This window comes from Castellaniella denitrificans (assembly GCF_027214045.1).
GTDB lineage: Bacteria > Pseudomonadota > Gammaproteobacteria > Burkholderiales > Burkholderiaceae_B > Castellaniella > Castellaniella denitrificans_A.
This window is the reverse complement of record NZ_JAPWHE010000004.1, coordinates 92,551-119,401: the sequence shown is the minus strand read 5'-3', so window position 1 is coordinate 119,401 and position 26,851 is coordinate 92,551. Positions and strand designations below refer to the sequence as shown.

Annotated in this window: 25 protein-coding genes; 14 read left to right on the top strand and 11 right to left on the bottom strand. The window is 67.5% G+C overall.

Annotation, left to right across the window (positions count from 1 at the left end; all coding sequences use genetic code 11):
- The first annotated feature begins 8 nt into the window (after positions 1 to 8).
- From phbB to O4H32_RS07765, 8 genes are all read left to right on the top strand, one after another.
- Positions 9 to 755, top strand: a complete 747-nt coding sequence (phbB, locus tag O4H32_RS07800) for an acetoacetyl-CoA reductase (RefSeq protein WP_269358027.1) — start codon at positions 9 to 11, stop codon at positions 753 to 755.
- Between the two features lie 16 nt (positions 756 to 771).
- Positions 772 to 1,707, top strand: a complete 936-nt coding sequence (locus tag O4H32_RS07795; protein ID WP_269358171.1) for a bifunctional enoyl-CoA hydratase/phosphate acetyltransferase — start codon at positions 772 to 774, stop codon at positions 1,705 to 1,707.
- Positions 1,704 to 2,945, top strand: a complete 1,242-nt coding sequence (locus O4H32_RS07790; protein WP_269358026.1) for an acetate/propionate family kinase — start codon at positions 1,704 to 1,706, stop codon at positions 2,943 to 2,945. The genes O4H32_RS07795 and O4H32_RS07790 overlap by 4 nt, the downstream gene beginning before the upstream one ends.
- A 37-nt stretch (positions 2,946 to 2,982) precedes the next feature.
- On the top strand, positions 2,983 to 3,594 hold the full coding sequence (locus O4H32_RS07785) for a TetR/AcrR family transcriptional regulator (protein ID WP_269358025.1): 612 nt from the start codon (positions 2,983 to 2,985) through the stop codon (positions 3,592 to 3,594).
- Complete coding sequence (locus tag O4H32_RS07780) at positions 3,591 to 4,745, top strand: efflux RND transporter periplasmic adaptor subunit (protein ID WP_269358024.1); 1,155 nt, start codon at positions 3,591 to 3,593, stop codon at positions 4,743 to 4,745. Before O4H32_RS07785 ends, O4H32_RS07780 begins: the two co-directional genes overlap by 4 nt.
- Positions 4,742 to 5,944, top strand: coding sequence for an ABC transporter permease (locus tag O4H32_RS07775; RefSeq protein ID WP_269358023.1), 1,203 nt, complete (start codon positions 4,742 to 4,744; stop codon positions 5,942 to 5,944). Before O4H32_RS07780 ends, O4H32_RS07775 begins: the two co-directional genes overlap by 4 nt.
- 4 nt (positions 5,945 to 5,948) lie before the next feature.
- On the top strand, positions 5,949 to 6,662 hold the full coding sequence (locus O4H32_RS07770) for an ABC transporter ATP-binding protein (protein ID WP_269358022.1): 714 nt from the start codon (positions 5,949 to 5,951) through the stop codon (positions 6,660 to 6,662).
- 89 nt (positions 6,663 to 6,751) lie between these two features.
- Positions 6,752 to 6,961: a hypothetical protein gene (locus tag O4H32_RS07765; RefSeq protein WP_269358021.1), complete on the top strand. Its 210-nt coding sequence runs from the start codon at positions 6,752 to 6,754 to the stop codon at positions 6,959 to 6,961.
- A gap of 28 nt (positions 6,962 to 6,989) precedes the next feature.
- Here O4H32_RS07765 and O4H32_RS07760 read toward each other — a convergent pair whose 3' ends face one another.
- The 6 genes from O4H32_RS07760 to O4H32_RS07735 all read right to left on the bottom strand — a co-directional run bounded on the left by O4H32_RS07760 (position 6,990) and on the right by O4H32_RS07735 (position 13,829).
- Positions 6,990 to 7,964 (bottom strand): FAD:protein FMN transferase, encoded by a 975-nt coding sequence (locus O4H32_RS07760; RefSeq protein WP_269358020.1) that lies wholly within the window; start codon positions 7,962 to 7,964, stop codon positions 6,990 to 6,992.
- Positions 7,945 to 10,155, bottom strand: coding sequence for a PepSY domain-containing protein (locus O4H32_RS07755; RefSeq protein ID WP_269358019.1), 2,211 nt, complete (start codon positions 10,153 to 10,155; stop codon positions 7,945 to 7,947). The genes O4H32_RS07760 and O4H32_RS07755 overlap by 20 nt, the downstream gene beginning before the upstream one ends.
- A 5-nt stretch (positions 10,156 to 10,160) precedes the next feature.
- The gene (locus O4H32_RS07750; RefSeq protein WP_269358018.1) at positions 10,161 to 10,637 is read right to left on the bottom strand and encodes a DUF2271 domain-containing protein; all 477 of its coding nucleotides are present in this window, start codon (positions 10,635 to 10,637) and stop codon (positions 10,161 to 10,163) included.
- A gap of 101 nt (positions 10,638 to 10,738) precedes the next feature.
- Positions 10,739 to 11,173 carry a PepSY domain-containing protein gene (locus O4H32_RS07745; protein WP_269358017.1) on the bottom strand — a complete coding sequence of 145 codons (435 nt, stop codon included), beginning with the start codon at positions 11,171 to 11,173 and terminating at the stop codon, positions 10,739 to 10,741.
- Between the two features lie 201 nt (positions 11,174 to 11,374).
- Positions 11,375 to 12,631, bottom strand: a complete 1,257-nt coding sequence (locus O4H32_RS07740) for a CaiB/BaiF CoA transferase family protein (RefSeq protein WP_269358016.1) — start codon at positions 12,629 to 12,631, stop codon at positions 11,375 to 11,377.
- 10 nt (positions 12,632 to 12,641) lie between these two features.
- The gene (locus O4H32_RS07735) at positions 12,642 to 13,829 is read right to left on the bottom strand and encodes an acyl-CoA dehydrogenase (protein WP_269358015.1); all 1,188 of its coding nucleotides are present in this window, start codon (positions 13,827 to 13,829) and stop codon (positions 12,642 to 12,644) included.
- Positions 13,830 to 13,940: 111 nt separating this feature from the next.
- On the opposite strand from O4H32_RS07735, the gene O4H32_RS07730 reads away from it, so the two are divergent.
- Positions 13,941 to 14,903: a LysR family transcriptional regulator gene (locus O4H32_RS07730; protein ID WP_269358014.1), complete on the top strand. Its 963-nt coding sequence runs from the start codon at positions 13,941 to 13,943 to the stop codon at positions 14,901 to 14,903.
- Positions 14,904 to 14,966: 63 nt separating this feature from the next.
- Here O4H32_RS07730 and O4H32_RS07725 read toward each other — a convergent pair whose 3' ends face one another.
- Complete coding sequence (locus O4H32_RS07725; protein ID WP_269358013.1) at positions 14,967 to 16,328, bottom strand: aspartate aminotransferase family protein; 1,362 nt, start codon at positions 16,326 to 16,328, stop codon at positions 14,967 to 14,969.
- Positions 16,329 to 16,356: 28 nt separating this feature from the next.
- Positions 16,357 to 17,841, bottom strand: coding sequence for a MocR-like pyridoxine biosynthesis transcription factor PdxR (pdxR, locus tag O4H32_RS07720; RefSeq protein ID WP_269358012.1), 1,485 nt, complete (start codon positions 17,839 to 17,841; stop codon positions 16,357 to 16,359).
- A gap of 106 nt (positions 17,842 to 17,947) precedes the next feature.
- Here pdxR and gabT point away from each other — a divergent pair, with 106 nt between their 5' ends.
- The 5 genes from gabT to O4H32_RS07695 all read left to right on the top strand — a co-directional run bounded on the left by gabT (position 17,948) and on the right by O4H32_RS07695 (position 23,583).
- On the top strand, positions 17,948 to 19,210 hold the full coding sequence (gene gabT, locus O4H32_RS07715; protein WP_269358011.1) for a 4-aminobutyrate--2-oxoglutarate transaminase: 1,263 nt from the start codon (positions 17,948 to 17,950) through the stop codon (positions 19,208 to 19,210).
- Positions 19,211 to 19,259: 49 nt separating this feature from the next.
- Positions 19,260 to 20,351, top strand: coding sequence for an ABC transporter ATP-binding protein (locus tag O4H32_RS07710; RefSeq protein ID WP_269358010.1), 1,092 nt, complete (start codon positions 19,260 to 19,262; stop codon positions 20,349 to 20,351).
- 28 nt (positions 20,352 to 20,379) lie between these two features.
- Entirely contained in the window at positions 20,380 to 21,423 is a 1,044-nt protein-coding gene (locus O4H32_RS07705) for an ABC transporter substrate-binding protein (RefSeq protein WP_269358009.1), read from the top strand.
- 73 nt (positions 21,424 to 21,496) lie between these two features.
- Complete coding sequence (locus tag O4H32_RS07700; protein WP_269358008.1) at positions 21,497 to 22,732, top strand: ABC transporter permease; 1,236 nt, start codon at positions 21,497 to 21,499, stop codon at positions 22,730 to 22,732.
- An 11-nt stretch (positions 22,733 to 22,743) separates the two neighbouring features.
- The gene (locus O4H32_RS07695) at positions 22,744 to 23,583 is read left to right on the top strand and encodes an ABC transporter permease (RefSeq protein WP_269358007.1); all 840 of its coding nucleotides are present in this window, start codon (positions 22,744 to 22,746) and stop codon (positions 23,581 to 23,583) included.
- 45 nt (positions 23,584 to 23,628) lie between these two features.
- Here O4H32_RS07695 and O4H32_RS07690 read toward each other — a convergent pair whose 3' ends face one another.
- The 3 genes from O4H32_RS07690 to zapE are packed head-to-tail and all read right to left on the bottom strand — an operon-like array spanning position 23,629 to position 26,846.
- A complete protein-coding gene (locus O4H32_RS07690; protein ID WP_269358006.1) occupies positions 23,629 to 24,312 on the bottom strand; it encodes a TorF family putative porin in 684 nt (227 codons plus the stop codon).
- 60 nt (positions 24,313 to 24,372) lie between these two features.
- Positions 24,373 to 25,713, bottom strand: a complete 1,341-nt coding sequence (locus O4H32_RS07685; RefSeq protein WP_269358005.1) for a tryptophan--tRNA ligase — start codon at positions 25,711 to 25,713, stop codon at positions 24,373 to 24,375.
- A 41-nt stretch (positions 25,714 to 25,754) separates the two neighbouring features.
- On the bottom strand, positions 25,755 to 26,846 hold the full coding sequence (zapE, locus tag O4H32_RS07680; RefSeq protein ID WP_269358004.1) for a cell division protein ZapE: 1,092 nt from the start codon (positions 26,844 to 26,846) through the stop codon (positions 25,755 to 25,757).
- Between the last annotated feature and the right edge of the window lie 5 nt (positions 26,847 to 26,851).

Below are 26,851 nucleotides of genomic sequence, written 5' to 3'. Positions count from 1 at the left end.
AGTCTTTCATGCCCACATCCCATACCGCACTCGTCACCGGCGGCACCGGCGGGCTCGGCCAGGCCATCGCCCGCGCCCTGCACGACCAGGGCCATACCGTGCTGGTCGCCCATACCCTCGGCAACGACCACGTCCCGGCCTGGCTGAAGGCCCAGGCTGCGGACGGCTACGCTTTCCATGCCTACGGCGTCGACGTGGCCGATGAGGCCTCTTGCCTGGCCATGGCCGAACGCATCCGGACCGACGGCCACCGGGTGGACATCCTGGTGAACAACGCCGGCATCACGCGCGACGGCACCTTCCGCAAGATGCGGAAATCCGCCTGGGACAGCGTGCTGCGCACCAATCTGGACTCCATGTTCAACGTGACCCATCCCTTCGTCGACGACATGATCGAGGCCGGCTGGGGCCGCATCGTGAACATCGCCTCGATCAACGGCAGCAAGGGCCAGTACGGCCAGACGAACTACGCCGCATCCAAGGCCGGCATCCACGGCTTCACCAAATCGCTGGCGCTGGAACTGGCGCGCAAGGGCATCACCGTCAACACGGTGTCCCCTGGTTATATGGACACCGCGATGGTCGCCGCCGTGCCACGCGACGTCCTCGAAAACCAGATCATCTCCCAGATCCCGGTCGGCCGTCTGGGTCGACCGGAAGAAATCGGCGCGCTGGTGGCCTTCGTCTGCGGCGACCTGGCGGCATTCATGACAGGCAGCAACCTGGCCATGAACGGCGGCCAGCATATGGTCTGAGGCACCCATGACCGACATGCACACTGAAGACACACGGCGGGACGGGCTGCGCGTCCTGCGGGAGCGGGTGCGCGGGCTCGGGCCGATCCGGATGGCGGTCGTGCACCCGTGCGACGAAACCAGCCTGAGAGCGGCCCTGGACGCCCGCCGTGAAGGGCTGATCGCCCCCATCCTGGTGGCGCCCCGCGCGCGCCTGGAACAGACCGCCGGGACGCTGGGCGTCTCGCTGCGCGGCATCGATATCCAGGACGCGCCCCATAGCCACGCGGCCGCCGAGCAGGCCGTGGCGCTGGCGCGTGCCGGCGAGGTCGACGCACTGATGAAGGGCAGCCTGCACACCGACGAACTCATGGGCGCCGTGGTCGCCCGTGACGGGCTGCGCACCAGCCGGCGCGTCAGCCATTGCTACCTGCTGCGGACACCGCATTATCCCCGCCCCTTCATCGTCACCGACGCGGCGATCAACATCGCCCCGACCCTGGCGCACAAAGCCGACATCATCCGCAACGCCATCGACCTGGCGCACGCCATCGGCGTGGCCGAACCGCGCGTGGCCATCCTGGCCGCCGTCGAGACCGTGAACGCCGCCATGCCTGCCACGCTGGACGCGGCCGCCCTGTGCAAGATGGCCGACAGGGGCCAGATCACCGGGGGGCTGCTCGACGGACCGCTGGCCTTCGACAACGCGATCTCGCTGGCCGCCGCGCGAGTCAAGGGCATTCGCTCGGAGGTCGCCGGCCGCGCCGACATCCTGGTCGTACCCGATCTGGAAAGCGGCAACATGCTGGCCAAACAGCTGATGTACCTGGGCGACGCGGCCAGCGCCGGAATCGTCCTGGGCGCCCGCGTACCCATCGTCCTGACCAGCCGGGCCGACACTTATGAATCCCGCATCGCCTCATGCGCCCTGGCCCTGCTGCTGGCGCACCACTACCGGAGCACGCCCCCATGACCCTCGGCCGGACCGACACCCACGGGCCATCCCTGATCCTGGTGCTGAACTGCGGCTCGTCGAGCATCAAGTTCGCCTTGTTCGACACCGCGTCGGATCCTCCGCCCCGGCAGCCCGTCTGGAATGGCAAAGTGCAGGGCATCGGCGGGGAACACCCCGACTTCGGCGAAACCGGCGTGACGCCGTTCGTCGTCTCCCTCGATCCCGCCCAACCCTACCGCTGCGCACTGGACCTGATCCTGCGGCGCGTGCACGCACGGCTGGGCGACGGGCGCCTGGCGGCCGTCGTCCACCGCGTGGTCCACGGAGGCAGCAAATATTTCGCGCCGGTGCGCATCGACGCCGGCGTGCTGGAGGATCTTCGCGGCTACATCCCCCTCGCGCCGCTGCACCAGCCATTCGCCCTGGAAGCGATCGACGTCCTGCTGCGCGAACGGCCCGGCCTGCCCCAGATGGCCTGTTTCGACACCGCTTTTCACCATACCATCCCGCAGGTCGAGCAAATGCTGCCGCTGCCCTACGACGCCTGGGAACGCGGCCTGCGACGCTACGGCTTTCATGGCCTTTCGTATGAATACTTGTCCATCGCCCTGCCTGAACGCCACGGCGACCAGGCGCGCGGACGCGTCATCGCCGCCCACCTGGGCAGCGGTGCCAGCCTGTGCGCCATGCGCGATCTTCGCAGCCAGGCCACCACCATGGGGTTTTCCGCCCTGGATGGCCTGATGATGGGCACCCGTACCGGCTCGCTGGACCCGGGCGCCGTCCTGTATCTGATGGAGATCGAACGGCTCAGCCTGGAAGAAGTCGGCCGCATCCTGTATCACGAATCGGGACTGAAGGGCGTTTCGGGCATCTCGCCCGATCCGCGCGACCTGCTGGCCGTCGAGGCTCGCGAGCCTCGCGCGCGGCTGGCCCTGGCGCTTTATGTGCGCCGCATCGTGCGCGAGATCGGGGCGCTGGCGGCCGTGCTGGGCGGACTGGACATGCTGGTGTTCACGGCCGGGATCGGTGAACACAGCGTCGAGCTGCGGCGGCGGATCTGCGAAGCGCTGGACTGGCTGGGGATGGCATTGGACCCGGAGGCCAACGCGGCTCAGGCCACGACGCTGTCGACGCCCGGCAGCGCCGTGCGGATCGCCATGGAGCCCACGAACGAGGAATGGATCGCGGCCCGGCACGCCCTTGACCTGCTCGCCCCGCCATCCAGTCAAGGACAATCGATCCGGCCCGCATGATAAGATAGTAATCAATTACTTTCTTTCGGGGAACGGAATGCCCAGATCCTCGCCGAAATACCTGCCGGCGGACGAACGGCGGGCGGCCACCGTGCAGGCGGTCATCGCACTGGCCGCGGACCGCAATCCGGCCGACATCACGACGGCCGCCATCGCCGATCACATGCAGCTCACCCAGGGCGCATTGTTCCGTCATTTCCCGAACAAGGAGGCCATCTGGGACGCGGTGATGGCTCATGCCGAAAAAACGCTGCTGGCGCGCGTCGATGCGGCCATCGCCCGGTCGGACGGACCGCTGGCGGCGCTGGAGGCCATGTTCCAGGCCCATGTGGATTTCATCGTCGCCCACCCGGGCATACCGCGCATCCTGTTCGCCGAACTGCAGCACGATCGCACCACCCCCGCCAAAAACCGCGTGCGGGCCTTGCTGGAGCAGTACCGGGTCCGGCTGCTGGAACAGGCCCGCCGGGGCATCGCCCGGGGGGCGCTGCGGGATGCGCTGGATCTGGACGCCATGCCCGCCCTGTTCCTGGGCATGATCCAGGGTCTGGTGATCCAGGCCATGCTGGCCGGCGACATCCGGCGCATGAAAAGCCAGGCACCCGCCCTGTTCGCCCTGTTCCTGCAGGGCATCGGAGTCCGGTCATGAGGATCCCGCGCATCGATGGAAAACGCTTGCTGCTGGCCGCGCTTGCCCTGGCCCTGCTGGCGCTGTTCTTCTACGTCGCCCTGCGGTCCGGCCCGCTGGCCCGTATTCCGGTCACCACGGCACGGGTTCAGGAAGCCTCCATTCATCCGGTACGCCTGGGGATCGGCACGGTCGAGGCCCGTGAGATCCACCGGATCGGCCCGACCCTGACCGGACGGTTGCTGCGGCTGGACGTGGAAGTGGGCGACGTTGTGCGGGCCGGCCAGACGCTGGGCGAAATGGACCCGGTGGACCTCGATGACCGCATCCTGGCCCAGGCGGCGGCGCTGTCCCGCGCACACGCTCTGGCGCAGGATTCGCGCATCCGCCTGGACCGGGCCGGGATCCAGTCGCGGCGCTATGAAACGCTGCTGAAGGCAGCGGCCATCAGCGAGGAAACCGCCAGCGACAAACGCCACGAACTGAAACTGGCGCAAACCACCCTGCTGGCCACACAGCAGGACGTCGAGCGGCTGCGGGCCGAACTGGCCGCGCTGCGGGCACAGCGACGCAACCTGGCACTGATCTCGCCCATCGACGGTGTCGTTCTCACGCGCGACGCGGACCCGGGCACGACGCTGATGGCCGGGCAAGCCGTCGTCCAGGTGATCGCCCCCGGTTCGCTGTGGATCGACGCGCGCTTCGATCAGGCCGGCTCCGCAGGCCTGTCGGCGGGACTGGCAGTCAGGATCGCGCTGCGATCCCGCGGACCCGAACCGGTTGCGGGCCGGATCGCCCGCGTCGAACCGGTCGCCGACGCCATCACCGAGGAACTGCTGGCCAAGATCGCCTTCGACTCCCCGCCCGACCCAGCCCCCGCCCTGGGCGAACTGGCGGAAACCACGGTGGAGCTGCCTGCCACCCCGCAAGGACCCGTGGTGCCCAACGCCGCCATCCATCAGCAGCACGGGCAGCCAGGCGTCTGGCGCATCCAGGACGGCCGGCCGGTCTTCGCCCCCATCCGCGTCGGGGCCACCGACGCCCGGGGCATGATCCAGGTGCTGGACGGGCTGCATGCCGGCGACCTGGTCATCGTCCACAGCGCCAGTCCGCTGACAGCGCGCAGCCGGGTACGGAACACCGGACCGGCGCTACCGGAGCCGGCGACATGATCAGTCTGGCCGGGAGAGACATCCTGCATGCCTGGGGAAAATTCCTGTTCACCGGCATCGGCCTGGGGCTGCTGATCGGTGTGACGCTGATCATGGCGGGGGTCTACCGGGGTCTCGTGGCCGACGCGCGGGCCTTGCTGGACAACAGCGGCGCCGACCTGTGGGTCGTGCAGAAAGACACCCAGGGGCCCTATGCCGAAAGCTCCAGCCTGCCCGACGACGCTTACCGCGGCATCCTGGGCCTGGAGGGCGTGGACCAGGCGGCCAACGTCACCTACCTGACCATGCAGGCGCACCATCGCGACCGCGACGTCCGCATCATGGTGGTGGGCGTGGCCCCGGGCGTTCCGGGCGCGACACCGGGCTGGCCGCCCAGCCTGGTGGCCGGCCGTCAGATCGTCCTGGGCCACTATGAGGCCGTGGCGGATGTGGCGACCGGCTTCGCTCTGGGCGACCGGATCACCATCCGCCGTCATGAATACACCATCGTCGGCCAGACCCGGCGCACAGTGTCCTCCAGCGGCGACCCGATGGTCTTCATTCCCCTGAAAGACGCGCAGCAGGCGCAATTCCAGAAGGACAATGACGCCATCCTGCAGAACCGCCGACGCGCCGCCGCCAATCCCGGCCTGAACCGGCCCGGCAACGATTCGGCCCTCCGCGCCGTGCTCGACAGCCAGACGTCCAACCCCTACGTCAACGCCGTCCTGGTGACACTGGCGCCCGGCGCAGACGCCGACGAGGTCGCCACCCGCATCCGGCGCTGGCAGCGGCTGTCCGTCCACACGCGGGCGCAGATGGAAACCATCCTGGTGGACAAGCTGGTGGCCTCCTCGGCGCGGCAGATCGGCATGTTCCTGGTCATTCTGGCTCTGGTCAGCGCGGCGATCGTGGCCTTCATCATTTACACCCTGACCATGGACAAAATCCGGGAAATCGCCGTGCTCAAGCTGATCGGCACACGCGACCGCACCATCGCCGGCATGATCCTGCAGCAGGCGCTGTCCCTGGGGCTGATCGGATTCATGACCGGCAGGATCGCGGCGACATTCTCCGCGCCCCTCTTTCCCAAGTATGTGCTGCTGATGCCCGCCGACTCCATCGCGGGACTGGCCGCCATCCTGCTGATCTGCGCCCTGGCCAGCCTGGTGGCCATCCGCATCGCCCTGCGGGTCGATCCGGCCACCGCGATCGGGTGAAGCCATGACCGATCCCGCCGGCATCCTGATCGAGGGCCTCAGCAAACGCTACGGCCAGGGCGACACGGCCGTGCTGGCGCTGCGCGATGTCAATCTGTCGGTCGCGCCCGGCGAGGTCGTGGGACTGATCGGCCCCTCGGGCTCGGGCAAGAGCACACTGCTGAAATGCCTGGGCGCCGTGATCGACCCGACAAGCGGACGCATGACCCTGGGCGGGGAAGTCATCTACGACAACGGCTGGCGGGTAAAGGACCTGCGGACGCTGCGACGCGACCGGATCGGATTCATTTTCCAGGCGCCCTATCTCATTCCGTTCCTCGACGTCACGGACAATGTGGCTTTGCTGCCGATGCTGGCGGGCGCAGGCACGCGCGAAGCACGATCCCGGGCGCTGGATGTGCTGGCCTCGCTGGAAGTCGTGCACCGCGCGCATGCCATGCCCCCGCAGCTTTCCGGCGGCGAACAGCAGCGTGTCGCCATTGCGCGGGGTCTCGTCAACCGCCCGCCGGTGATCCTGGCCGACGAACCGACCGCGCCGCTGGACAGCGAACGCGCCCTGTCGGTCGTGCGCATCCTGCACCACATGGCGCAACAGTACCGGACGGCCATCATCGTGGTCACACACGATGAAAAAATCATTCCGACCTTCAAACGGATTTATCGTATTCGCGACGGTGCCACGCACGAAGAGGCGGGCGAAGGCCGGCCCTTCGAATAAGCCCCGGGGCCGGGGCCGGGCATCGCGCACGCCGCGCCCAGGCGCGCAATCATTGTCCTGGCTCAACGACGGCACGCCCCGGAATACCTATGATTTCCGCATCAGCCCTTACCGAGCGCGCCGCCATGTTCTTTCACAGCAACCTGCTACTGGCCCTTTTCATCGCGGGCGTCATCGCGATTTTCATCGGACTCGGATTCCGAGACCGCAACCCCGGCATCATTTTGCTGGGCATCGGCTTCCTGATCACTCTGTTCGTGGCCATCCGCAAAGCGATCGACGTCTTCGGCCCCGGGTGACGGCCACGGCCAGCACCCCGCGCGGCCGTCACGCATCCGCCCCCTCGGCGGCGAACGCGAAACGCCCCAGCCCGAACTCCACCAGCCGGCCCTCGCGCCTGAACAGGAACAAGGCATCCAGGCCCATGCGCCGGGCCAGCGCCGGACCTTCGTCAGGCCCCGCCACCAGCAACGCCGTCGCCCATGCATCGGCATCGACGCAGGTGCCCGACAGCACCGTGACGGAGGCCACCGGATTGCGCACCGGCCCGGCCCGGCGGCCATCCATGGTATGCGCCAGACGCTCGCCGCCCACGCCGATCCAGCGGCGATAATCCCCCGAAGTGGCCACCGAAAGATCGGCCAGTTCGATCACTCCATGTACGGCGCGACGTCCTTCCTGCGGGCTTTCCAGGGCCACGGCCCAGGGCCGGCCGTCGATCCGGGCGCCGCAGGCCCTCAATTCCCCATCCAGGCTGACCAAGGCATGACCGACGCCATGGTCCGCCATCACCCGGGCCATCCGGTCCACCGCATAACCTTTGGCGATTCCGCACAGGTCCAGCGTCATGGGCGCCCGCTTGCGCGCCCTGCACTGTTCCCGATCGACGTCCAGCCAGAGGTGGGCCGGGCGATGGTCGGCGGCGGCACGCCGGATGGCGTCCGGATCGGGCGTGTCCGCCATCGCGCCGAATCCCCAGGCATTGACCAGGCCGCCGACGGCCGCATCAAAGGCGCCGCCGCTCAGGGCGCCGATCTCCTGCGCACGTGCCAGCACGTCGAGCATCGCCTCGGGCAGCGCCACCCACCGCCCCGGCCCGGCCCGGTTCAGCCGCATCAGGTCGCTGTCCGGCTTCCAGGGCGACATCTGCGTGTCCACCAGACCCACAGCCCGGGCCAGGTCGCTCGACAGCGCCGCGTGATCGAACGCCGGCGGCGCCTGGTACCGGGCCGCCCAGCGCGTGCCCATGACAGGCCCGCTCAGGCGCGACTCAGTTGACGGATCAGAATATGTCCTCGGCATAGCGCCCCCTTTCGCGCAACCGGCGCACATCCAGGCCGAGCGGCCCCAGGATTTCGTTCAGCGCCTCGGCGACACCGGTCGCCATCGGCCGGCTGCCGCAGATCCGCAGCACGGCGCCCTTGGAGACCAGCGTCCGCAGGCGATCCGCATCGCGACGCAAAGCGTCCTGCACATAGCCTCCGCCGTCCTTGATTCTGGAAAACGCCGTGCGCAGCGCGGTCAGCCGGCCCTCCTCCAGCCAGCGGCGGATGACGGCGCCGAAATAGAAATCCTCGTCCGGGTTGCGCGCGCCAAAATACAGAAACATGGGCGCCTTGCGGACATTGCCGCGGATGAAACCCGCCAGGGGGGCCACGCCGGTGCCCGCGCCGATCAGCACGACGGGACGGCGCGAGGTCTCCAGAGTGAAACCCGGATTGGGCTTGATGAAGGCCTGGATGCGGTCGCCGGGCTTCAGGCCATGCAGAAAGCCCGAGCAGACGCCGTCGGGCATCCGCCGCACGCAGATTTCCAGGAAGCCGTCGCGAAATCCGGAGGCCAGGGAATAATAGCGGGGCACCGGGCTGCCGGGCGGCACAATGCCGACCAGATCGCCCGCCCTGAAGCGCGGCATGCCCCGGCCCAGCAAGCGCGCCAACAGGCCGCTGTCCCGCCAGCGCAGGCGCAGGATCGCGGCCGGGCCGGCCGGACCGCCCGCATAGTCCTGGCGTTCCGCCAGTTCCAAAGTGAAGGTTTCCGGAACGCGCGGGACATATTCCAGGGTCAAGGTTTCGCCCAGCGCTTCGGACAGGGCCGCGCCCCAGCGGGCGAACTGCTGCGCCGACTGCTGGTGGATACACTCCAGCGGCATGGTCAGCGGCCAGCCGGCGGTCCGCAAAGCACGGTCCAGCGCTTCGGCATAGCCGCAGAACGCCGGGAACTGACGATCGCCAAAGCCGAGCACGGACACCGGCACCCCGCCCGCCTTCTGTCCGACGATCCGGTCCAGCGCCCGAGCGGCATGCGCCGGCGCCTGACCATCCCCATAGGTCGCCGCCAGGATGAACACCTGACGGACGGATTCCGTCACCTGGAACTGCTCCAGCGGCGCGGTATGGACCCGATGGCCGTTGCGCGCCAAGGCATCATGCAGGGCTTTCGCGAAGCCCCAGGTCGTACCGCCCTCGCTCGCCACGAAAATCAGCGTGTCGGCCCGCCGCGCGGGGCTGTTGTCCGCCAGCCTCGGCACACGAGCACGTCCCTGGCGCCAGATCAGGAATCCGGAGACCCAGAAAACCGGCAGGCACAGGCCGGCCAGCCCAAGGACCAGCGCCCAGGCCCACAGCCCCTGGCCGGTATGCAAAGCGTAGACCCAGTCATAGAACGCACGGGCGGTGGAAGCCGGCTGCCAGGAAAGGACATGACCGCTGCGACGGTCGATCCAGCCGTCGCCTGCATCGGTGACGACATGCCAGACATCCTCGGGATCGTCGGCCGCGGGGAAACTCAACTTGCGCAATCCGTCGGTCGAAAGAGCCCGCAGCAGCGGCAAGCTTCCCACCGTCCGGTCCGGCTGGTCGCCCGGAACGGACATGACGTCCGGATCCGTGGCCGAATCGGCCTGGATCAGGCTGAAGGTGGTCGCGCTCATGTAGAGCGCGGTCAGCGAGGACAGGGCCAGGACCAGGGCCAGGATCCGGCCGCTGATCCCATGGATGCGCTGGGCCGGAGTCCCGCGGATCCGTCCCGAGGCGAGATGGCGCCATCCGCCCAGGCGGCGGGCCAGCATCAGAATGCCCGAGAAGGTCAGCAACAGCATGGCCAGCGCGACCCCGGCCGCGACCAGGCGGCCCGGATCGTCCAGCATGAAGGAGCGGTGCAGGTTGCGCACCCAGCGTTCGACTGCGGACGCCTGGTAGTCGCCCAGCACCTGCCCGTTGGCCGGGTCGATCCGGCTGGCGCGGGCCTGGCCGCCATCGAACGAATAGACGACGATCTCGCCCGAAGGCAGACGGCGGATTTCTTCGATCCCGGCAATCCGTTCCGTCGCCCGCTGCGCCAGGACCGCCACCGGCAAGCCGGGCTCGGCCGGTACGGCGCGCCAGGTGTCGCGCACCGGGAAGAAAGCCAGGATCAGCCCGGTGACTCCGATGACCAGGGCCAGGGCGCCGGCCAACAGGCCCAGCCAGCGATGAATCGGCCGCCATTGCATGATGATTACTGCGCCTGGTAGGTGAAGGAATGGATGAAACGCTTTCCGCCGACCGGCTTGCCGGCACCGGCCAGGGTCAGCGGAACGCGGATTTCGGACGGGCTGTCGCGCATGTCTTCCACGGCGGCATCGACATGGATCTCGTAACCGGCGTCGAACAGGGCGTCGGCCAGATCAGCCGTCACTTTCAGCGTCCGGCCTTCCCCCACGCTGGCGCCGGTCACGCCGTCGAGCCGCGCGGCGTCGCCCGACGACAGCCGGTTCCACTCGCTCAGGTGCTTGTAGTATTTGGCCTTGCCGCCCGCCACCCAGAGGGTGCCCGCATAGGCACCTTTGGCATCCGTCAGGTAGACCGCCAGGTAGGCGCCATCGCCGCCATAGTTCTTCAACGTGGTGGACAGGGTCACCGTGCGGCTCTGCGCCAGGGCGGGGACGGCCAGGGTGGTGGCGGCCAGCAGGGCCGCGATCGAAAAGGTCTTCATGGAACAGGCTCCTGTGGAAATTTCGTCCGGCCTTGCCCGGAGGGACGCGGCCGGCGTGCAAGACAGCGGTCACCGCACGGTGCCCGCAAACCCGGGGCGCATCATTCGATCCGGGCGCCGCCGACGGATATCCCCGCGGACGGCTTGCCCGCCGGGGCGGCTGCGGGGGCGGCGGGCGTAGAGGCGGCGGGAGCGGTGTCGCGGAGCTCGCTGCGATCGGGGTCGCGGTCGCGGCGGCGTTCGCGATCCTTGTGATCGCGGTATTTGATCTCCACGACCTCCAGCGTTTCCGGGTCGAGTTTGGCCTTGAAAGCGCGGCCCCCGGCGTCCTGGCCACGGACCTCGTAACAACCATCGTCGATCTTGATGCGCTTCAGGTCCCAGCCTTTCTGACGAGCCATCTGGGATACGGCATCGCGGGTCTGCCAGCGCTCGACGGGCACGTCGCAATCATCATCGGCCAGGGCCGGCGCGACGGTCCCGGCCAGAGAAACCGCCAGCAGGCAGGCACCGAACGTGTTCCAGGATTTCTTCATGATGGATCCCCAGTCATCCGGCCGCCGGGCGGCGACCCTTCATGACACCATCATAGAGACGAAAACATTGACGCCAGATGAACGGAAGCGCCGGTGGCGCGCCTCTGTCCGGAAAGGTTGACGCCGGTCAACTCGTTTGTGGCGCTCCCGCCGCGTCGGCCTCGTCCGGCGCGCCCGCGCGCGGCGCAAGGCCGGGACCGCTCAGACCACGCCGCGCGCCCGCAGCGCCCGGATCTCCTCCGGCGCAAGTTCCAGGATCTCGGCCAGCACATCGGCCGTATGCGCCCCCAGGGAAGGCGGCGGCAGGCGGTAGTCCACCGGCGTGTCCGACAGACGGATCGGGCTGGCCACCAACGGCACCGCGCCGGTTTCAGGATGCGGCATCTCGATGCGCAGGCCGCGCGCGCGCACCTGGGCATCGTCGAACACCTGTTCGATCGCATTGATCGGACCGCAGGGCACGGCGCGTGATTCCAGCGCCGCGACCCAGGCGGCCGTGGTGCGGGCGGTCGTCAGGTGCCGCAAGATGGGAATCAACGCGGCGCGGTGCTCCACCCGCGCCCGGTTGGTGGCGAACCGGGCATCCCGCGCCAAGTCGGGCCGGCCGGCTTCCTCGCAGAAACGGGCGAACTGGCCATCGTTGCCGATGGCCAGGATCATGTGGCCATCGGCCGTGGGGAAATCCTGATAGGGCACGATGCTGGGATGCGCATTGCCCAGCCGTCCGGGACTGCGGCCGGTGGCGAGGTAATTCATGGCCTGGTTCGCCAGGCAGGCGACCTGCACGTCCAGCAGCGCCATGTCCACGTGCTGGCCGACGCCGGTGTGCTCGCGCGCCGCCAGCGCGGCCTGGATGGCGTTGGCCGCGTACAGGCCGGTCAGGATGTCGGTCAGCGCCACCCCGGCTTTCATCGGCCCGCCGCCCGGTTCGCCGTCGGGCCGGCCGGTGACGCTCATCAGACCGCCCAGGCCCTGCACCAGGAAATCGTAGCCCGCGCGCGCCGCGTAGGGTCCCGTCTGACCGAACCCGGTGATAGAGCAATACACCAGACGCGGGTTGAGCGCGTGCAGGCTGTCGTAGTCCAGGCCGTAGCGCGCCAGCCCGCCCGCCTTGAAATTTTCCACCAGCACGTCGGACCGGCGCACGAGCCGGCGGATCAGATCCTGGCCCTCCGGGGTGGCCATGTCCACCGTCACCGAACGCTTGTTGCGATTGGCGCACAGATAATAGGCCGCGACGCGGGATTCCCCGCCCTGGGCGTCCGGCATCCACGGCGGCCCCCAGCCGCGCGTGTCGTCGCCTTCGCCGGGTCGTTCGATCTTGATCACGTCCGCGCCCAGGTCCCCCAGGATCTGCGTGGCCCAGGGCCCCGCGAGAATGCGCGACAGATCCAGGACGCGGATGTGCGACAGCGCCCCCCGCGGCGCGGCCCCGGTTCCGGCGGTTGCTTGCGCCATGACCGGCCCCTCAGTTGGCGAAGGCGGCGATGCCGGTGATGGCCCGCCCCAGAATCAGGGCGTGCACGTCGTGTGTACCCTCGTAGGTGTTGACGACCTCCAGGTTGACCAGGTGGCGGGCGATGCAGAACTCGTCGGAGATGCCGTTGCCGCCCAGCATGTCGCGCGCCGTGCGGGCGATGTCCAGGGCCTTGCCGCAGGAATTGCGCTTGATGATGGAGGTGATTTCCACCGGCGCCAGGCCCTCGTCCTTCAGTCGGCCGACGCGCAGCACCGACTGCAGGCCCAGCGTGATCTCGGTCAGCATGTCGGCCAGCTTTTTCTGGATCAACTGGTTGGCGGCCAGCGGGCGGCCGAACTGCTTGCGATCCAGCACGTATTGGCGCGCGGTTTCGTAACAGGCCTCGGCCGCGCCCAGCGCGCCCCAGGCGATGCCGTAGCGCGCCGAATTCAGGCACGTGAAGGGGCCCTTCAGGCCGCGCACATCCGGGAAGGCGTTTTCGTCCGGCACGAAGACCTCGTCCAGCACGATTTCACCCGTAATCGAAGCGCGCAGGCCGACCTTGCCATGGATTGCGGGCGCGGACAGCCCCTTCCAGCCCTTTTCGAGGATGAAACCGCGGATGTCGCCCGCCTCGTCCTTAGCCCAGACCACGAACACATCGGCGATCGGACTGTTGGTGATCCAGGTCTTGGCGCCCGTCAGGCTGTAGCCACCGGGCACTTTCTTTGCCCGCGTGGACATGGAACCCGGATCCGAACCGTGGTCGGGCTCGGTCAGACCGAAGCAACCGATCCATTCGCCCGACGCCAGCTTGGGCAGGTATTTCTCTTTTTGACCCGCCGTGCCAAAGGCGTCGATGGGCACCATCACCAGAGAGCTTTGCACACTCATCATCGAGCGGTAGCCTGAATCCACCCGTTCGACCTCGCGCGCGATCAGGCCATAGCAGACGTAATTCATCCCCGCGCCGCCGTACTGCTCGGAAATCGTGGCGCCCAGCAGCCCGAGCTCCCCCATTTCGCGGAAGATCGCCGGATCGGTCTTTTCATGGCGAAAGGCTTCCTGCGCGCGCGGCAGCAGGCGGTCCTGGGCATAAGCGCGGGCCGCGTCGCGCACCATGCGCTCGGTGTCGCTCAGTTGCTGGTCCAGCAACAGGGGATCGAGCCATTCGAACTGGGGACGGGAAGCGGACATGAAAGGTCTCCGAAAAAACTGAATCAGTGATATTCACGCATCCTAACGGGATATTCCTTCCCACACAAACGATATAAACTGCGTTATCAGTGAATTTTTATCACTCCGTACATGCGCAAACGATTGCCCAGCACCCAGGCCCTGCAGGCCTTCGAGGCCGCCGCGCGGCACGAAAGCTTCACCCGCGCCGCCCAGGAACTGTCCCTGACCCAGGGCGCGATCTGCCGGCAGGTCGCGTCGCTGGAAACCCTGGTCGGCGTGCCGCTGTTCCAGCGCGCGCGTCGGGGCGTGCGCCTGACCGACGCGGGGGAACGCTACAGCCGGCTGGTGCGCCGGCAACTGGATGCGCTCGAACGGGACACCCAGGCGGTCATGGCCCACCAGGGCGGCGGCGTCCTGGAACTGGCCGTGGTGCCGACCTTCGCCACCCGCTGGCTGCTGCCGCGCCTGGCGGCGCTGCGCGCCGAACGGCCGGGCCTGCAGGTCAACATGGCCACCCGCACCCATCCGTTCCTGTTCGAAGACACGGAGTTCGACGCCGCCATCTATTCGGGCGATCCGCGCTGGCCGGGCACCCAGGCCCATTTCCTGATGCGGGAGAATCCCGTGCCGGTCTGCAGTCCCCGCCTGGCCGCCGGCCCGCTGGACGCGGCCGACATCGCCGCCCTGCCGCTGCTGCAGCAGAGCACCCGGCCGACGGCCTGGCGCGAATGGTTCGCCTCGGCCGGCGTCGCCGCGCCCGCCCCCATGGCCGGCATGCGTCTGGAATTGTTTTCCATGCTGTCCCAGGCGGCCGGCGACGGGCTGGGCGTGGCGCTGATCCCGCCCTTTCTGATTCAACGGGAGCTGGACCAGGGCACCCTGGCGGTGCTCAATCCGCACAGCGGGCCCGGCCAGCGGGCCTTTCACCTGATCGTACCCGAGCGCAAGGCCACCTTGCCCGCCCTGGCGCATTTCCGCGACTGGCTGGTCGGCCAGGATGAGATCGGACATGAAATGGTCCCTGCGGACCATTTCATGCCGAACGAATCGGAGCCGCTTGCAAGCGGCGACGTGGAGGGATGCCACAATTAAAAACTGGCCCCGATGCCGAACGAATCGGAGCCGCTTGCAAGCGGCGACGTGGAGGGATGAGGCTTACAACGTCTTCGCCGCCTCTTCCAGGGACTGCGCGAAGCGGTCGGCCAGCGTTCCGACCTGGGCTTCGGTGATGATCAGCGGCGGGCAAAAGGCCACGCTGTCCTGGATGCCGCGCAGGATCAGGCCGTTCTCCTGGGACTGGCGCACGACCCGGGCGCCGGCCATGCCCGCCGGGTCGAAGGGCGCGCGCGACGCCTTGTCGGCCACCAGTTCCACCGCCGCGATCAGCCCGATCCCCCGCACCTCGCCCACCAGCGGATGATCCGCCAGTTCCCGCAGCCGGCGCTGCAGCACGGCGCCAGCCGCAGCGGCATTGTCGACCAGGCCGCGTTCCTCGATGATGCGGATGTTCTCCAGCGCCACCGCAGTCGCCACCGGATGACCGCTGGCCGTGTAGCCATGGCCGAATGTGCCCAGCTCGCCGCTGTGGCGGGCGATCACGGCAGCCACTCGCTCGTTCATCAGCACCGCGGCCAGGGGCTGGTAGGAAGACGTCAACTGCTTGGACAGGGTCATGAAATCCGGCTCGATGCCGAACAGGTCCGAGGCGAACATGCGTCCCGTGCGCCCGAAACCCGTGATGACCTCGTCGGCGATCACCAGAATATCGTATTTGCGGCAAACCGCCTGCATCTTCGGCCAGTAGGTCTCGGGCGGCACGATAACCCCACCCGCGCCCATGACGGGTTCGCCGATGAAGGCCGCGACCGTCTCGGGGCCTTCCGCCAGGATCAGCGCCTCCAGTTCGGCCGCCAGCCGGTCGGCGAACGCGATTTCGGTCTCGTCCGGCAGGCCCTCGCGGTACCAGTGCGGACAACGCGTGTGCAGGATGCGCGGCAGGGGCAGGTCGAAACCGCGATGATTGCCCGCCAGTCCCGTCAGACTGGCCGAGGCCACCGTCACACCATGGTAGCCGCGCTGGCGCGCGATGATCTTTTTCTTTTCCGGGCGCCCCAGGGCATTGTTGTAGTACCAGACCATCTTGACGATGGTGTCGTTGGCCTCCGATCCGGAATTGGTGAAGAAGGCCTGGGCCATGCGTCCGTCCGTCAGGCCGATCAGTTTTTCCGCCAACTGGATCGAGGGCACATTCGATTTGTGGCTGAAGGTGTGATAGAAGGGCAGGCGCTGCATCTGCTCGTGCGCCACCCGGGCCAGCCGGGGCTCGCTGAAGCCCACCGCCACGCTCCACAGCCCCGCCATGCCTTCGATGTATGCCTTGCCCTCGGTGTCATACACGTGGATCCCTTCGCCGCGATCCATGATGCAGGGCCCCTCCTCTCGGTGACGCTGGGCATTGGTGTAGGCGTGCAACTGATACGCGACATCGCTGCGCGCCAGAGGGTCGGAGGTCGTCATGACGGGATTCCTTTTTCGAAAGTCAGGATCAGAGATAGGCGCCGATCACACGCGCGAGCGTGTCGAAGGCGGGCCGGATTTCCTCGGGTGTCGCCCCGGCGTAACCCAGCAACAATCCGGAGCGGGCGTTCTCCCGTTCCGTGTAATACGTGCTCAGCGCGCGCGTGACCACGCCCTGCCGCAAGGCGTCGCGCACGACCAGGGTGTCGTCGACCCCGTCCGGCAGCGCCAGGATCAGGTGCAGGCCGGCCTCGCCCCCGACGACGTCCAGCGCATCGCCGAAATGCCGCCGGATTTCATCTATCAGGCAGGCGCGCCGCTCCGCGTAGCGTCTGCGCACGCGGCGGATGTGCGAGCTCAGGTGCCCCTCGCGGATGAAATCCGCCAGGACCGCGTGGGTCATCATGTTGCCCTCGCGGTAGAGTTCCGCCACCGAATCGGCGAAAGCGCCCGCCAGCGCCCGGGGCACGACCAGGAAGCCGACCCGCAGGCCCGGGCACAGCGTCTTGCTGAAGCTGCCGGCGTAAAGGACCCGGCCGGCCTCGTCCATGCCCTGCAAGGATGACAGCGGGCGCGTGTCGTAGCGGAACTCGCTGTCGTAGTCGTCTTCCAGGATCCAGCACGACACCTGGCGCGCATAATCCAGCAGCATGTGCCGCCGCGCCAGACTCATCACCATGCCGAGCGGATACTGATGCGAAGGCGCGACGACGATCAGACGGGGCGGGCGGGCCCGTTCGGCCTCGCCCGGCCAGATCCCCTCGTCGTCCACGCGGATCGGCACCAGACGCAAACCGGAAGACGTCAGCAGATTGCGTACCCCCCAATAGGCGGGTTCCTCGACCCAGACCGTATCGCCGGGATCGCACAGCAGCCGCGCCGCCACGTCGATGCCCTGATGGATGCCGGTCGTCATCACGACCTGCTGGGCCGTGCTGCGCACCGACCGCGCGCTGCCCAGGTAGTCGGAGATCGCCTGCCGCAGCGGGCCGTAGCCTCCGGCCGGCGCGTAGCGCATCAGGTCCCAGGGGCCGGCGCGCCATTGCCGGTTCTGGATGCGCGACCAGGTCTTCAGCGGAAATTCCCGCACATCCGGGATACCGGGCATGAAGGCGCCCGCCTGGCGGTTGGAAAACCCCAGGCTCGACACGAGCCGACGCCCACGCTGCGAGAGATCGTGCGCGGGCGCGGCGTATCCGGCGGCCGGGGCGTCCCCGCCGCCGTCGACCGGATCGAGCAGATCCTGACGGATGTCCTCGACGTAGGTGCCGCGACCGACACCCGCATGCACGTAGCCTTCCTCGGCCAACTGGTCGTAGACCTGCAGGACCGTATTGCGGGCGATGCCCAGATCGGCCGCCAGGTCGCGTGTCGACGGCAGACGGGCGCCTGCGCCCAGATGCCCCTCCAGAATGGCTCTACAGATCAGTCTATACAGACGATGATATGCAGGACTATCGTCGCTGGGAGCGAAGTGCTGTTGCAACCATTCAGAGAGAATGAACGCGTCCAAATTGGCTCCATTAAATTTGCTTAAATGGATCTATTTGACAAACCAAAAGATCAGTATAGTGAAAAAAAAGCAGGGCGGGAACACCCCGTCCCCACAGGAGACAAGCATGACGCAACACAACCAGGACTGGCAGGTCCGCAAGAACGCGGCCATTCCCGACGGCATCGGCATCACCTGCGACTTCTACGCGGATCGCGCCCTGAACGCCGAACTGTGGGACGTGGAGGGCCGGCGCTACATCGACTTCGCGGCCGGCATCGCCGTGGCCAACACCGGCCACCGCCATCCCCGCGTCGTGGAAGCCATCCGCGCGCAGCTCGACGCCTTCACCCACACCGCCTTCCAGGTCGCGCCCTACGGTTCCTACGTGGAGCTGGCCGAACACATCAACCGCCTGACGCCCGGCGATCACCCCAAAAAGACCGCCTTCTTCACGACCGGCGCCGAGGCGCTTGAAAACGCCGTCAAGATCGCGCGCGCCGCCACCGGACGCACCGGGGTCGTGGCCTTTTCCGGCGCATTCCACGGCCGCACCTTCATGGGCATGGCCCTGACCGGCAAGGTCTCTCCCTACAAGCAGGATTTCGGCCCGCTGCCGGCCGAGGTCTATCACATTCCCTTCCCCAACCCGCTGGAAGGCGTCACGACGCAGGATTCCCTGCGGGCGCTGGATCTGCTGTTCAAGGCCGACATCGCCCCGAACCGGGTGGCGGCCATCGTCATCGAGCCGGTCCAGGGCGAAGGCGGGTTCAACGTCGCGCCGCCGGAGCTCCTGCGCGCCCTGCGCGAACGCTGCGATACCCACGGCATCCTGCTGATCGTCGACGAAGTCCAGTCCGGCTTCGCCCGCACGGGGAAAATGTTCGCCATCGAGCATTCGGGCGTGACACCCGACCTGATCACCATGGCCAAGAGCCTGGCCGGCGGCATGCCGCTGTCCGGCGTCTGCGGCCGGGCCGAACTCATGGACGCCGCGCCTCGCGGCTCGCTGGGCGGCACCTACGCGGGCAACCCGCTGGCCATCGCCGCCGCCCTGGCCGTTCTGGACGTGATCGAAGATGAAAACCTGATCGCGCGCGCCGATGCCCTGGGCCAAAGACTGCGCCGGACACTGGCCGGATTCGCTCATCCGCGCATCGCGGAAATCCGCGGCCTGGGCGCCATGGTGGCCGCGGAATTCCGTCATCCCGACGGCCGGCCCGACGCCGACACCGCCGCCCGCATCCAGCGTCGCGCCCTGGAGCGCGGGCTGGTGCTGCTGACCTGCGGCACCCACGGTCACGTCATCCGTTTCCTCTTTCCCCTGACAATCCCCGATGGCCTGTTGGAGGAAGGACTGGCTATCCTCCAGGAAGCCATGGCCGCCTGAGGCGCACGCCGGCCGTATCCCGTCCATCCGCACCCGGAGGTTGTCCCCGATGTCCGCAGTTCCCGCTTCCGAGCCCCTGGTCCGATTCCAAGGCGTACAGAAATCCTACGACGGCAGCCATCTCGTCGTCAGGGATCTCAATCTCGACATCCACCCCGGCGAATTCCTGTCCCTGCTCGGCCCCTCGGGGTCGGGCAAGACCACCTGCCTGATGATGCTCGCCGGCTTCGAATCGCCGACCCGGGGCGACATTTTCCTGGAAGGTCGCCGCCTGAACGACGTTCCGCCACACCACCGCAATCTGGGCATGGTGTTCCAGAACTACGCGCTGTTTCCGCACATGACGGTCGAGCGCAACCTGGAATACCCCCTGAAGGTCCGTAAAATGCCCGCCGCGCAGCGCGCGCGGCGCATCCACGAGGCCCTGTCCATGGTGCAGATGCAGGACTTCGCCAAGCGCTACCCCGCCCAGCTCTCGGGCGGCCAGCAGCAGCGCATCGCCCTGGCCCGCGCCCTGGTCTTCCAGCCGCAGATCGTCCTCATGGACGAGCCGCTGGGCGCCCTGGACAAGCAGTTGCGCGAACACATGCAACTCGAACTCAAGGCGCTGCACCGGCAGCTGGGCATCACCTTCGTCTACGTCACCCACGACCAGAGCGAGGCCCTGACCATGAGCAACCGCATCGCGGTGTTCGATCAGGGTGTCATCCAGCAAGTCTGCGCCGCCGATACACTGTACGAAACCCCGTGCAACCGCTTCGTGGCGGGTTTCGTGGGCGACAGCAACCAGTTCCCGGGCACCGTGCGCGCGATCGAAGGGGATTTGTGCCTGGTCGAACTGTCCGGCGGCATCCAGTTGCGCGGGCTCAACGTCCAGGGCCTGGCGGCCGGCGCCCCCTGCGTCGTGGCCATGCGCCCGGAACGCGTCCTGCCCGGCAACGGCGGCGGCGCCAACCTGTTCCAGGCCACCGCGGTCGACGAGGTCTATTTCGGCGACCACGTCCGCCTGCGCTGCCGCCTGGACGGCGGCGACACTTTCTTTGTCAAGATGCCCCTGGCCGCGGACGCCGGGGCGCATGCCCCCGGAACCCGCATTCCCTTGCGGATCGATCCCGGACACGTCCGCGTTTTCCTACCCTGATTCCCCACCAAAACACAGGAGACATTCCATGAAAAACAAAGCTCTGATGACGGCCCTGGCGCTCGCGGCGCCCCTGGCCCTGGCCCAGGCATCCGCCCAGGCCCGCGACCTGACGGTCGTGAATTTCGGCGGCGCCAATGGCGACGCACAGAACGCCGCCTTCATCCAGCCCTATGAAAAGGAAACCGGCAAGCAGGTCATTCCGGTCGCCTATAACGGCGAACAGGCCAAGGTCAAGGCCATGGTCCAATCCAAGAACGTGGTCTGGGACGCCGTCGAGGTCGAAACCGGCGATCTGGGCCGGGGCTGCGACGAAGGCCTGTACGAGAACGTCGATTGGGGCTCGATCCTTGACAAGGGCGACATGGTGCGCGGCGCCCTGAAATACTGTGGCGTGGGCACCTTCGTCTGGTCCACCGCCCTGGCCTATAACGCCGAAGTCCTGAAGACGGCGCCGACCGGCTGGGCCGATTTCTGGGACGTGAAGAAATTCCCCGGCAAACGCGGCCTGCGCAAGGGCGCGCACTACAACCTCGAGTTCGCCCTGATGGCCGACGGCGTGCCCACGCAGGACGTCTACAAGGTGCTGGCGACCCCCGAAGGGGTGGACCGCGCCTTCAAAAAGCTCGACGAAATCAAACCCTACGTCCAGTGGTGGGAAGCGGGCGCCCAACCGCCGCAGATGCTGAGCGCCGGCGACGTCGTCATGTCCGCCGCCTATAACGGCCGCATCGATGCGGCGCAGCGCGAGGGCCGTCCCCTGAAGGTCGTCTGGAATCAGAGCGTCTACGATTTCGACTACTGGGTCATCCCGACCGGCTCGCCGAACAAGGAGCAGGCGATCGAATTCATCCGCTACGCCAGCTCGCCCAAGGCGCAGGCGGCCTACTCCCAGCACATCGCCTACGGGCCGGTCAGCAAGAAAGCCATCGGCATGCTCAAGCCCGACGTTCTGGCCAAGGTGCCCAACTCGCCGGCCAACGCCCGCAACGCCCTGTTCAACGACCTGGAGTTCTGGACCGACCATGGCGAAGAACTCGAACAGCGCTTCACGGCCTGGGCCGCCCGCTGATATCCGCCCGGGGGCCGGCCGGGCGCCGGCCCCTTTCGCCTTGTGATGAACAGGACCTGGAGACACTCCCGCCATGGACACGACCTTCGACGACCCCGGCGCCATCCGGCGCTCGATGCGCGCCGCGCAGCGGCGCCGGACCTGGCGCGGCCTCCTGCTGGTCGGGCCGCTGGCCCTGTTCCTGCTGGCGATCTTCGTGATCCCGATCGCCTCTCTGCTGACCCGCGCCGTCGACAACCCCGAGGTCATCGAGACCCTGCCCCGGACGCTGCGGGTACTGTCCCATTGGGACGGCCGCGCCACGCCGCCCGACGCCGCCTTCCAGGCACTGGCCGAAGACCTGGCGCATGCCAAGAGCACGCCCGCCGCGGGCGAACTCGCCCGCCGTCTGAATTATGAAATTTCCGGCTACCGCTCGCTGATTTTCAAGACACTGCGGCACATGCCGATCGAGGCGGCGGACGCCGCCGACGCCCGCGCGCAGCTGATCGGCCTGGACAAGCGCTGGGACGAATCCGCCTACTGGTCGGTCATCGCCGACAACAACAAATCCTGGACACCCTACTACCTGCTGGCCTCGCTGGACCTGAAGCTCGACGCGAACGGGGGCATCACGGCCGTCCCGCCCAACACATCGGCCTTCCAGGAAATCTTTTCGCGCACCTTCGTGATCAGCCTGGTGGTCACCCTGATCACCCTCGCGCTGGGCTATCCCCTGGCCTACTGGATCACGAGCCTGCCCAAGCGGCGGGCCAACCTGGTCCTGATCTGCATCCTGATCCCCTTCTGGACCTCGGTGCTGGTGCGCATCGCCGCCTGGGTGGTGCTGCTGCAGCGCGAAGGCCTGATCAACAGCGCCCTGGGCAATCTGGGCCTGATCTCAGAGCCCCTGCCCCTGCTGTTCAACCGCCTGGGCGTCTACATCGCCATGGTCCACATCCTGCTGCCCTTCATGGTCCTGCCCCTGTACAGCGTCATGCGTGCCGTGCCGCCCAGCTACCAGCGGGCCGCCATTTCCCTGGGCAGTCATCCCTTCGCCGCGTTCTGGCGCGTGTATGTGCCGCAGACCTATCCGGGCATCGCGGCCGGATCGCTGCTGGTGTTCATCATCGCTATCGGCTACTACATCACCCCGGCCCTGCTCGGCGGCGCCGGCGACCAGATGATCAGCTACTACGTCGCGTACTTCACCAACCAGACCATCAACTGGGGCATGGCCAGCGCGCTGGGTCTGATCCTGTTGGCGGCCACCCTGCTGCTCTACGCCCTGTACCGCCGGATCTCCGGCAAGGAACTGGCCCTGAACTGAAAGGATCGAGCATGTTCAAGACCGAATTCCCGCCCTACCTGTCCCTGACCGAGCGCACCTGGCATTACGCGCTGCGCATCCTGTGCGCACTGATTCTGGTGTTCCTGCTGCTGCCGATCCTGGTGATCGTCCCGCTGTCGTTCAACCAGAGCTCGATGCTGCTCTACCCGATCCAGTCGTTTTCGCTGCGCTGGTACGAAACCCTGTTCCACTCGGACGAATGGGCCCGGGCGACCGCCAACAGCTTCATCGTCGCGCCCGCCGCCACCCTGCTGGCCACCGTGCTGGGCACCCTCGCCGCCGCGGGGCTGCACCGCGTCGAGTTCCGCGGCAAAGGCCTGCTGATGGCCGTCCTGATCTCGCCGATGATCGTGCCGCTGGTGGTGACCGGCCTGGGCATCTACCTGTTCTTCGCCCCTTACGGACTGGTCAACAGCTACGGCGGCCTGATCCTGGCCCTGGCCGCGATCGGCGCGCCCTTCGTAGTGACCACCGTATCGGCGACGCTGCAGGGCTTCGACCCCAACCTGCTGCGCGCCAGCTACAGTCTGGGCGCGGGGCCGCTCCAGACGTTCTTTCGCGTGACGCTGCCCATCATCGCGCCCGGCGTCATCGCGGGCGCCCTGTTCGCCTTCGCCACCGCCTTCGACGAAATCGTGATCACGCTGTTCCTGGCCGGCCCCGAACAGGTCACGCTGCCGCGCCAGATGTTCACCGGCATCCGGGAAAACATCAGCCCGGTGATCGCCGCCGTGGCGACCATCCTGATCCTGTTTTCCACTGCCCTGCTGCTGGCCCTGGAATGGCTGCGCGGGCGCGTCGAAGCCAAGACCGTCCGGCTGGACAGTTGAACGGCCCGGCGGGCGCCGCGCCCGGGCGGCCCGGGTTGCAGGCCGCTAGAAGCGGGCGCCCGCCCCCACGACGAGGCGCGGATCGCGCGAACCGTCGTCCACGTCGTGCCGGCGGTTGGCCCCCACGACCGCGCCCGACAACGTCAGATGCTTGCCCAGCGCATAGCCCAGGCCGACGCTGTAATCGAGCTTGTTGCGCAAGCCGGACGCATCATAGGTCTGGTATCCGGCGCCCAGGGTGAGGTCCAGCCTGTCCATCAGCGGATGAGCGTAGTCGGCGCGGTAATACATGTCGTTCTTGTTGACGTCCTCGCGCATCCCGCGATAGACCTTGAGGCCGAGCCGCTGGTATTGCAGGCCCGCGTAGACCTCGCCGGCATTGCGCGACCCCTCGCCGGGATAGAAATAATGGATGTAACCGGCGTCGAGGCCCAGATTACCGGTCAACTGCGTCCGGTAGCCGCCCTTGGCGTCCACCTCCAGGTCGGCGTTGCCGAAGCGACCCGTCGAATTCCAGTTGCCGACGTAGAAACCGCTGTCGAAGGCGTAATCCACCCCGCCCTGGATGGCCGGCCGCAGCGAATCGTTGCGCCCGTCCTGATCGACGCCCCGGTCCTTGTACAGGGACACGGCCCCCAGATTGAAGTCCGCCGACCCCGCGAAGGAAGGCAAGGGAGCGGCCAGCACCGAAGCCGCCAATGCGGCGGCAAGCAACACGCGCGTATTCATTTGAAGCACATCCTATCGATCAACCAGAAGAACTTCGACCCGTGCGACACACGCAGCCGATCAGAGCTGCGCGAGCGCCTCCTGGACCGCTGTCAGCCGGTCGGCCGGGACGCGGGCCCAGCACATGCCCTCGGCTTCCAGGGCGACCAGGTCATCCGCGGCCGCTGCCAGGCCCGACAGGTCGCGGCCGGCGAAGGCGCGGCCCAGGCGGTTCAAGGCCTTGGGATCGGCGAAGGGTTCCGACAGCAGCAGCTCGGCGCCATCGGCGCCGAACAGGCGCTGGCGGAAACGGCCGTCCTCGTCCCGGAACGAGACGACCCTGGCACGGCCGGCGCGGGAGGCGCCGGGCGCGCGGTCGGCACGCGCGACGCCCGTGCCGGCGGACATGCGCAGCCCCACGGCCTCGCGCAGGCGGGCCATCATGGGGGTGGCGATGCGCCTGGCCTTGGCGGCGCCGGCCTGCAGGATATCCTCGATCCGTTCCGGGTGAGCCATCAGTTCCGCATAGCGCGCACGCATCGGACCGATCTGATCTTCGATCCGCTCGCACAGCGCCTGCTTGGCCTCTCCCCAGCCCAGACCGGCCGCCAGGGCGCCGCGGAAATCCGCAGCCTGCGCCGGCGTGGCGAAGGCCTGATACAGCGTGAACAGGTGCGACCCTTCGGCATCCTTGGGTTCGCCCGGCAGGCGGGAATCCGTGACGATCCGCGCCACAGCCGATTTCAGGGCCTTCGCACCGCCCTCGAAAAGCGGAATGGTGTTGTCATAGCTCTTGGACATCTTGCGCCCATCCAGACCGGGCAGCGTGGCGACGGCTTCGTCGATCTGGACCTCCGGCAGCACGAACAGATCCTCGCCCTGGCCATACAGATGGTTGAACCGCTGGGCGATGTCGCGCGCCATTTCCAGGTGCTGGATCTGGTCGCGTCCCACGGGCACCCGGTGGGCATTGAACATCAGGATATCCGCAGCCATCAGTACCGGGTAGGAAAACAGCCCCATGGTGACGCCGTCGTCGGGTTCCACGCCCTTGGCGGTGTTGGCGTCCACCGAGGCCTTGTAGGCGTGCGCGCGGTTCATCAGGCCCTTGGCCGTGACGCAGTTCAACATCCAGCACAGTTCCGGGATCTCCGGAACGTCCGACTGGCGATAGAAAGTCGTCCGGTCGGTGTCCAGGCCGGCCGCGACCCAGGTCGCGGCGATCTCCAGCCGCGAGCGCGCGATGCGCGCGGGATCGTCGCACTTGATCAACGCGTGGTAATCGGCCAGGAAGAAGAAGGCGTCCACGCCCGGCTCGGCGCTGGCCTGGATCGCGGGGCGGATGGCGCCGGCGTAATTGCCCAGGTGGGGAGTGCCCGACGTGGTGATGCCGGTCAGGACGCGGGTGACGGATGTGCTCATGAGGATTCCGGAGGGATGAGCCGGGCGGCCGGGGCGTGTCCCTACAGGACCACCGAGGCCCGGCGCGTTTCGGCCAGGTATTCGCGCGATTGCATTTCCATCAGGCGCGACACGGTGCGGGAGAATTCGTTCGACATCGGGCCTTGAGTATATAGCTCATCGGCCGGGCACTGGGCCGACAGGATCAGCTTGACCTTGTGGTCGTACAGTACGTCCACCAGCCAGGTGAAGCGACGCGCCTCAGACGCCTGGCGCGGGCTCATGCGCGGCACGTCGGACACGATCACGGTCTGGAAGCGGTCGGCCAGGTCCAGGTAGTCGTTCTGCGAGCGCGGCGTGCCGCACAGGGCGTGGAAATCGAACCAGACCACGGTGCCGGCCAGCGCCACCGCCTGGATTTCGCGGTTCTCGACGTTCAGCACGGGCTTCTGTTCGGCGGTGTCGGCCAGACGGTCGAAGGCGGAACGCAACTCATCGTGGGTCGCGGCCACGATGGGCGTGATGTAGGTGCGCAACTGCGACAGGGTGCGACGCCGGTAATCCACGCCGGCATCGACGTTCACGACGTCCATCCTTTCCTGGATCAGGGCGATGGCCGGCAGAATGCGATCACGATGCAGGCCATCCGGGTAGAGCGTGGACGGCTCGTAGTTCGAGGTCATGACGAAAGACGTGCCGTGCTCGAACAGGCCGAGCAGCAGCCGGTACAGGATCATGGCGTCGGCCACATCGGAGACGTGGAATTCATCGAAGCAGATCAGGCGATAGCGCGCGGCGATCTTGCGCGCCACGTGGTCCAGCGGATCGGTCTCGCCGCTGACGGCGCGGATCTCCCGATGGACTCCGCGCATGAACTCGTGGAAATGCAGGCGCACTTTGCGCTTGACGGGCACCGTCAGATAGAACGCGTCCATCAGGAAGCTCTTGCCGCGCCCGACACCGCCCCACAGGTAGACCCCACGCGGCACGGCCGGGCGCAGGAACAGCTTTTTCAGGCCGTTCGAGCGCTGGCGCTTGAACTCGATCCAGTCGTCATAGTACCGCTGCAAGCGCTCGACCGCGGCGCGCTGGGCTTCGTCGGCGACGAAGCCCCGCTCGCTCAGGGCCTGCGCGTAATACGCGCTGACATCCATCGGGG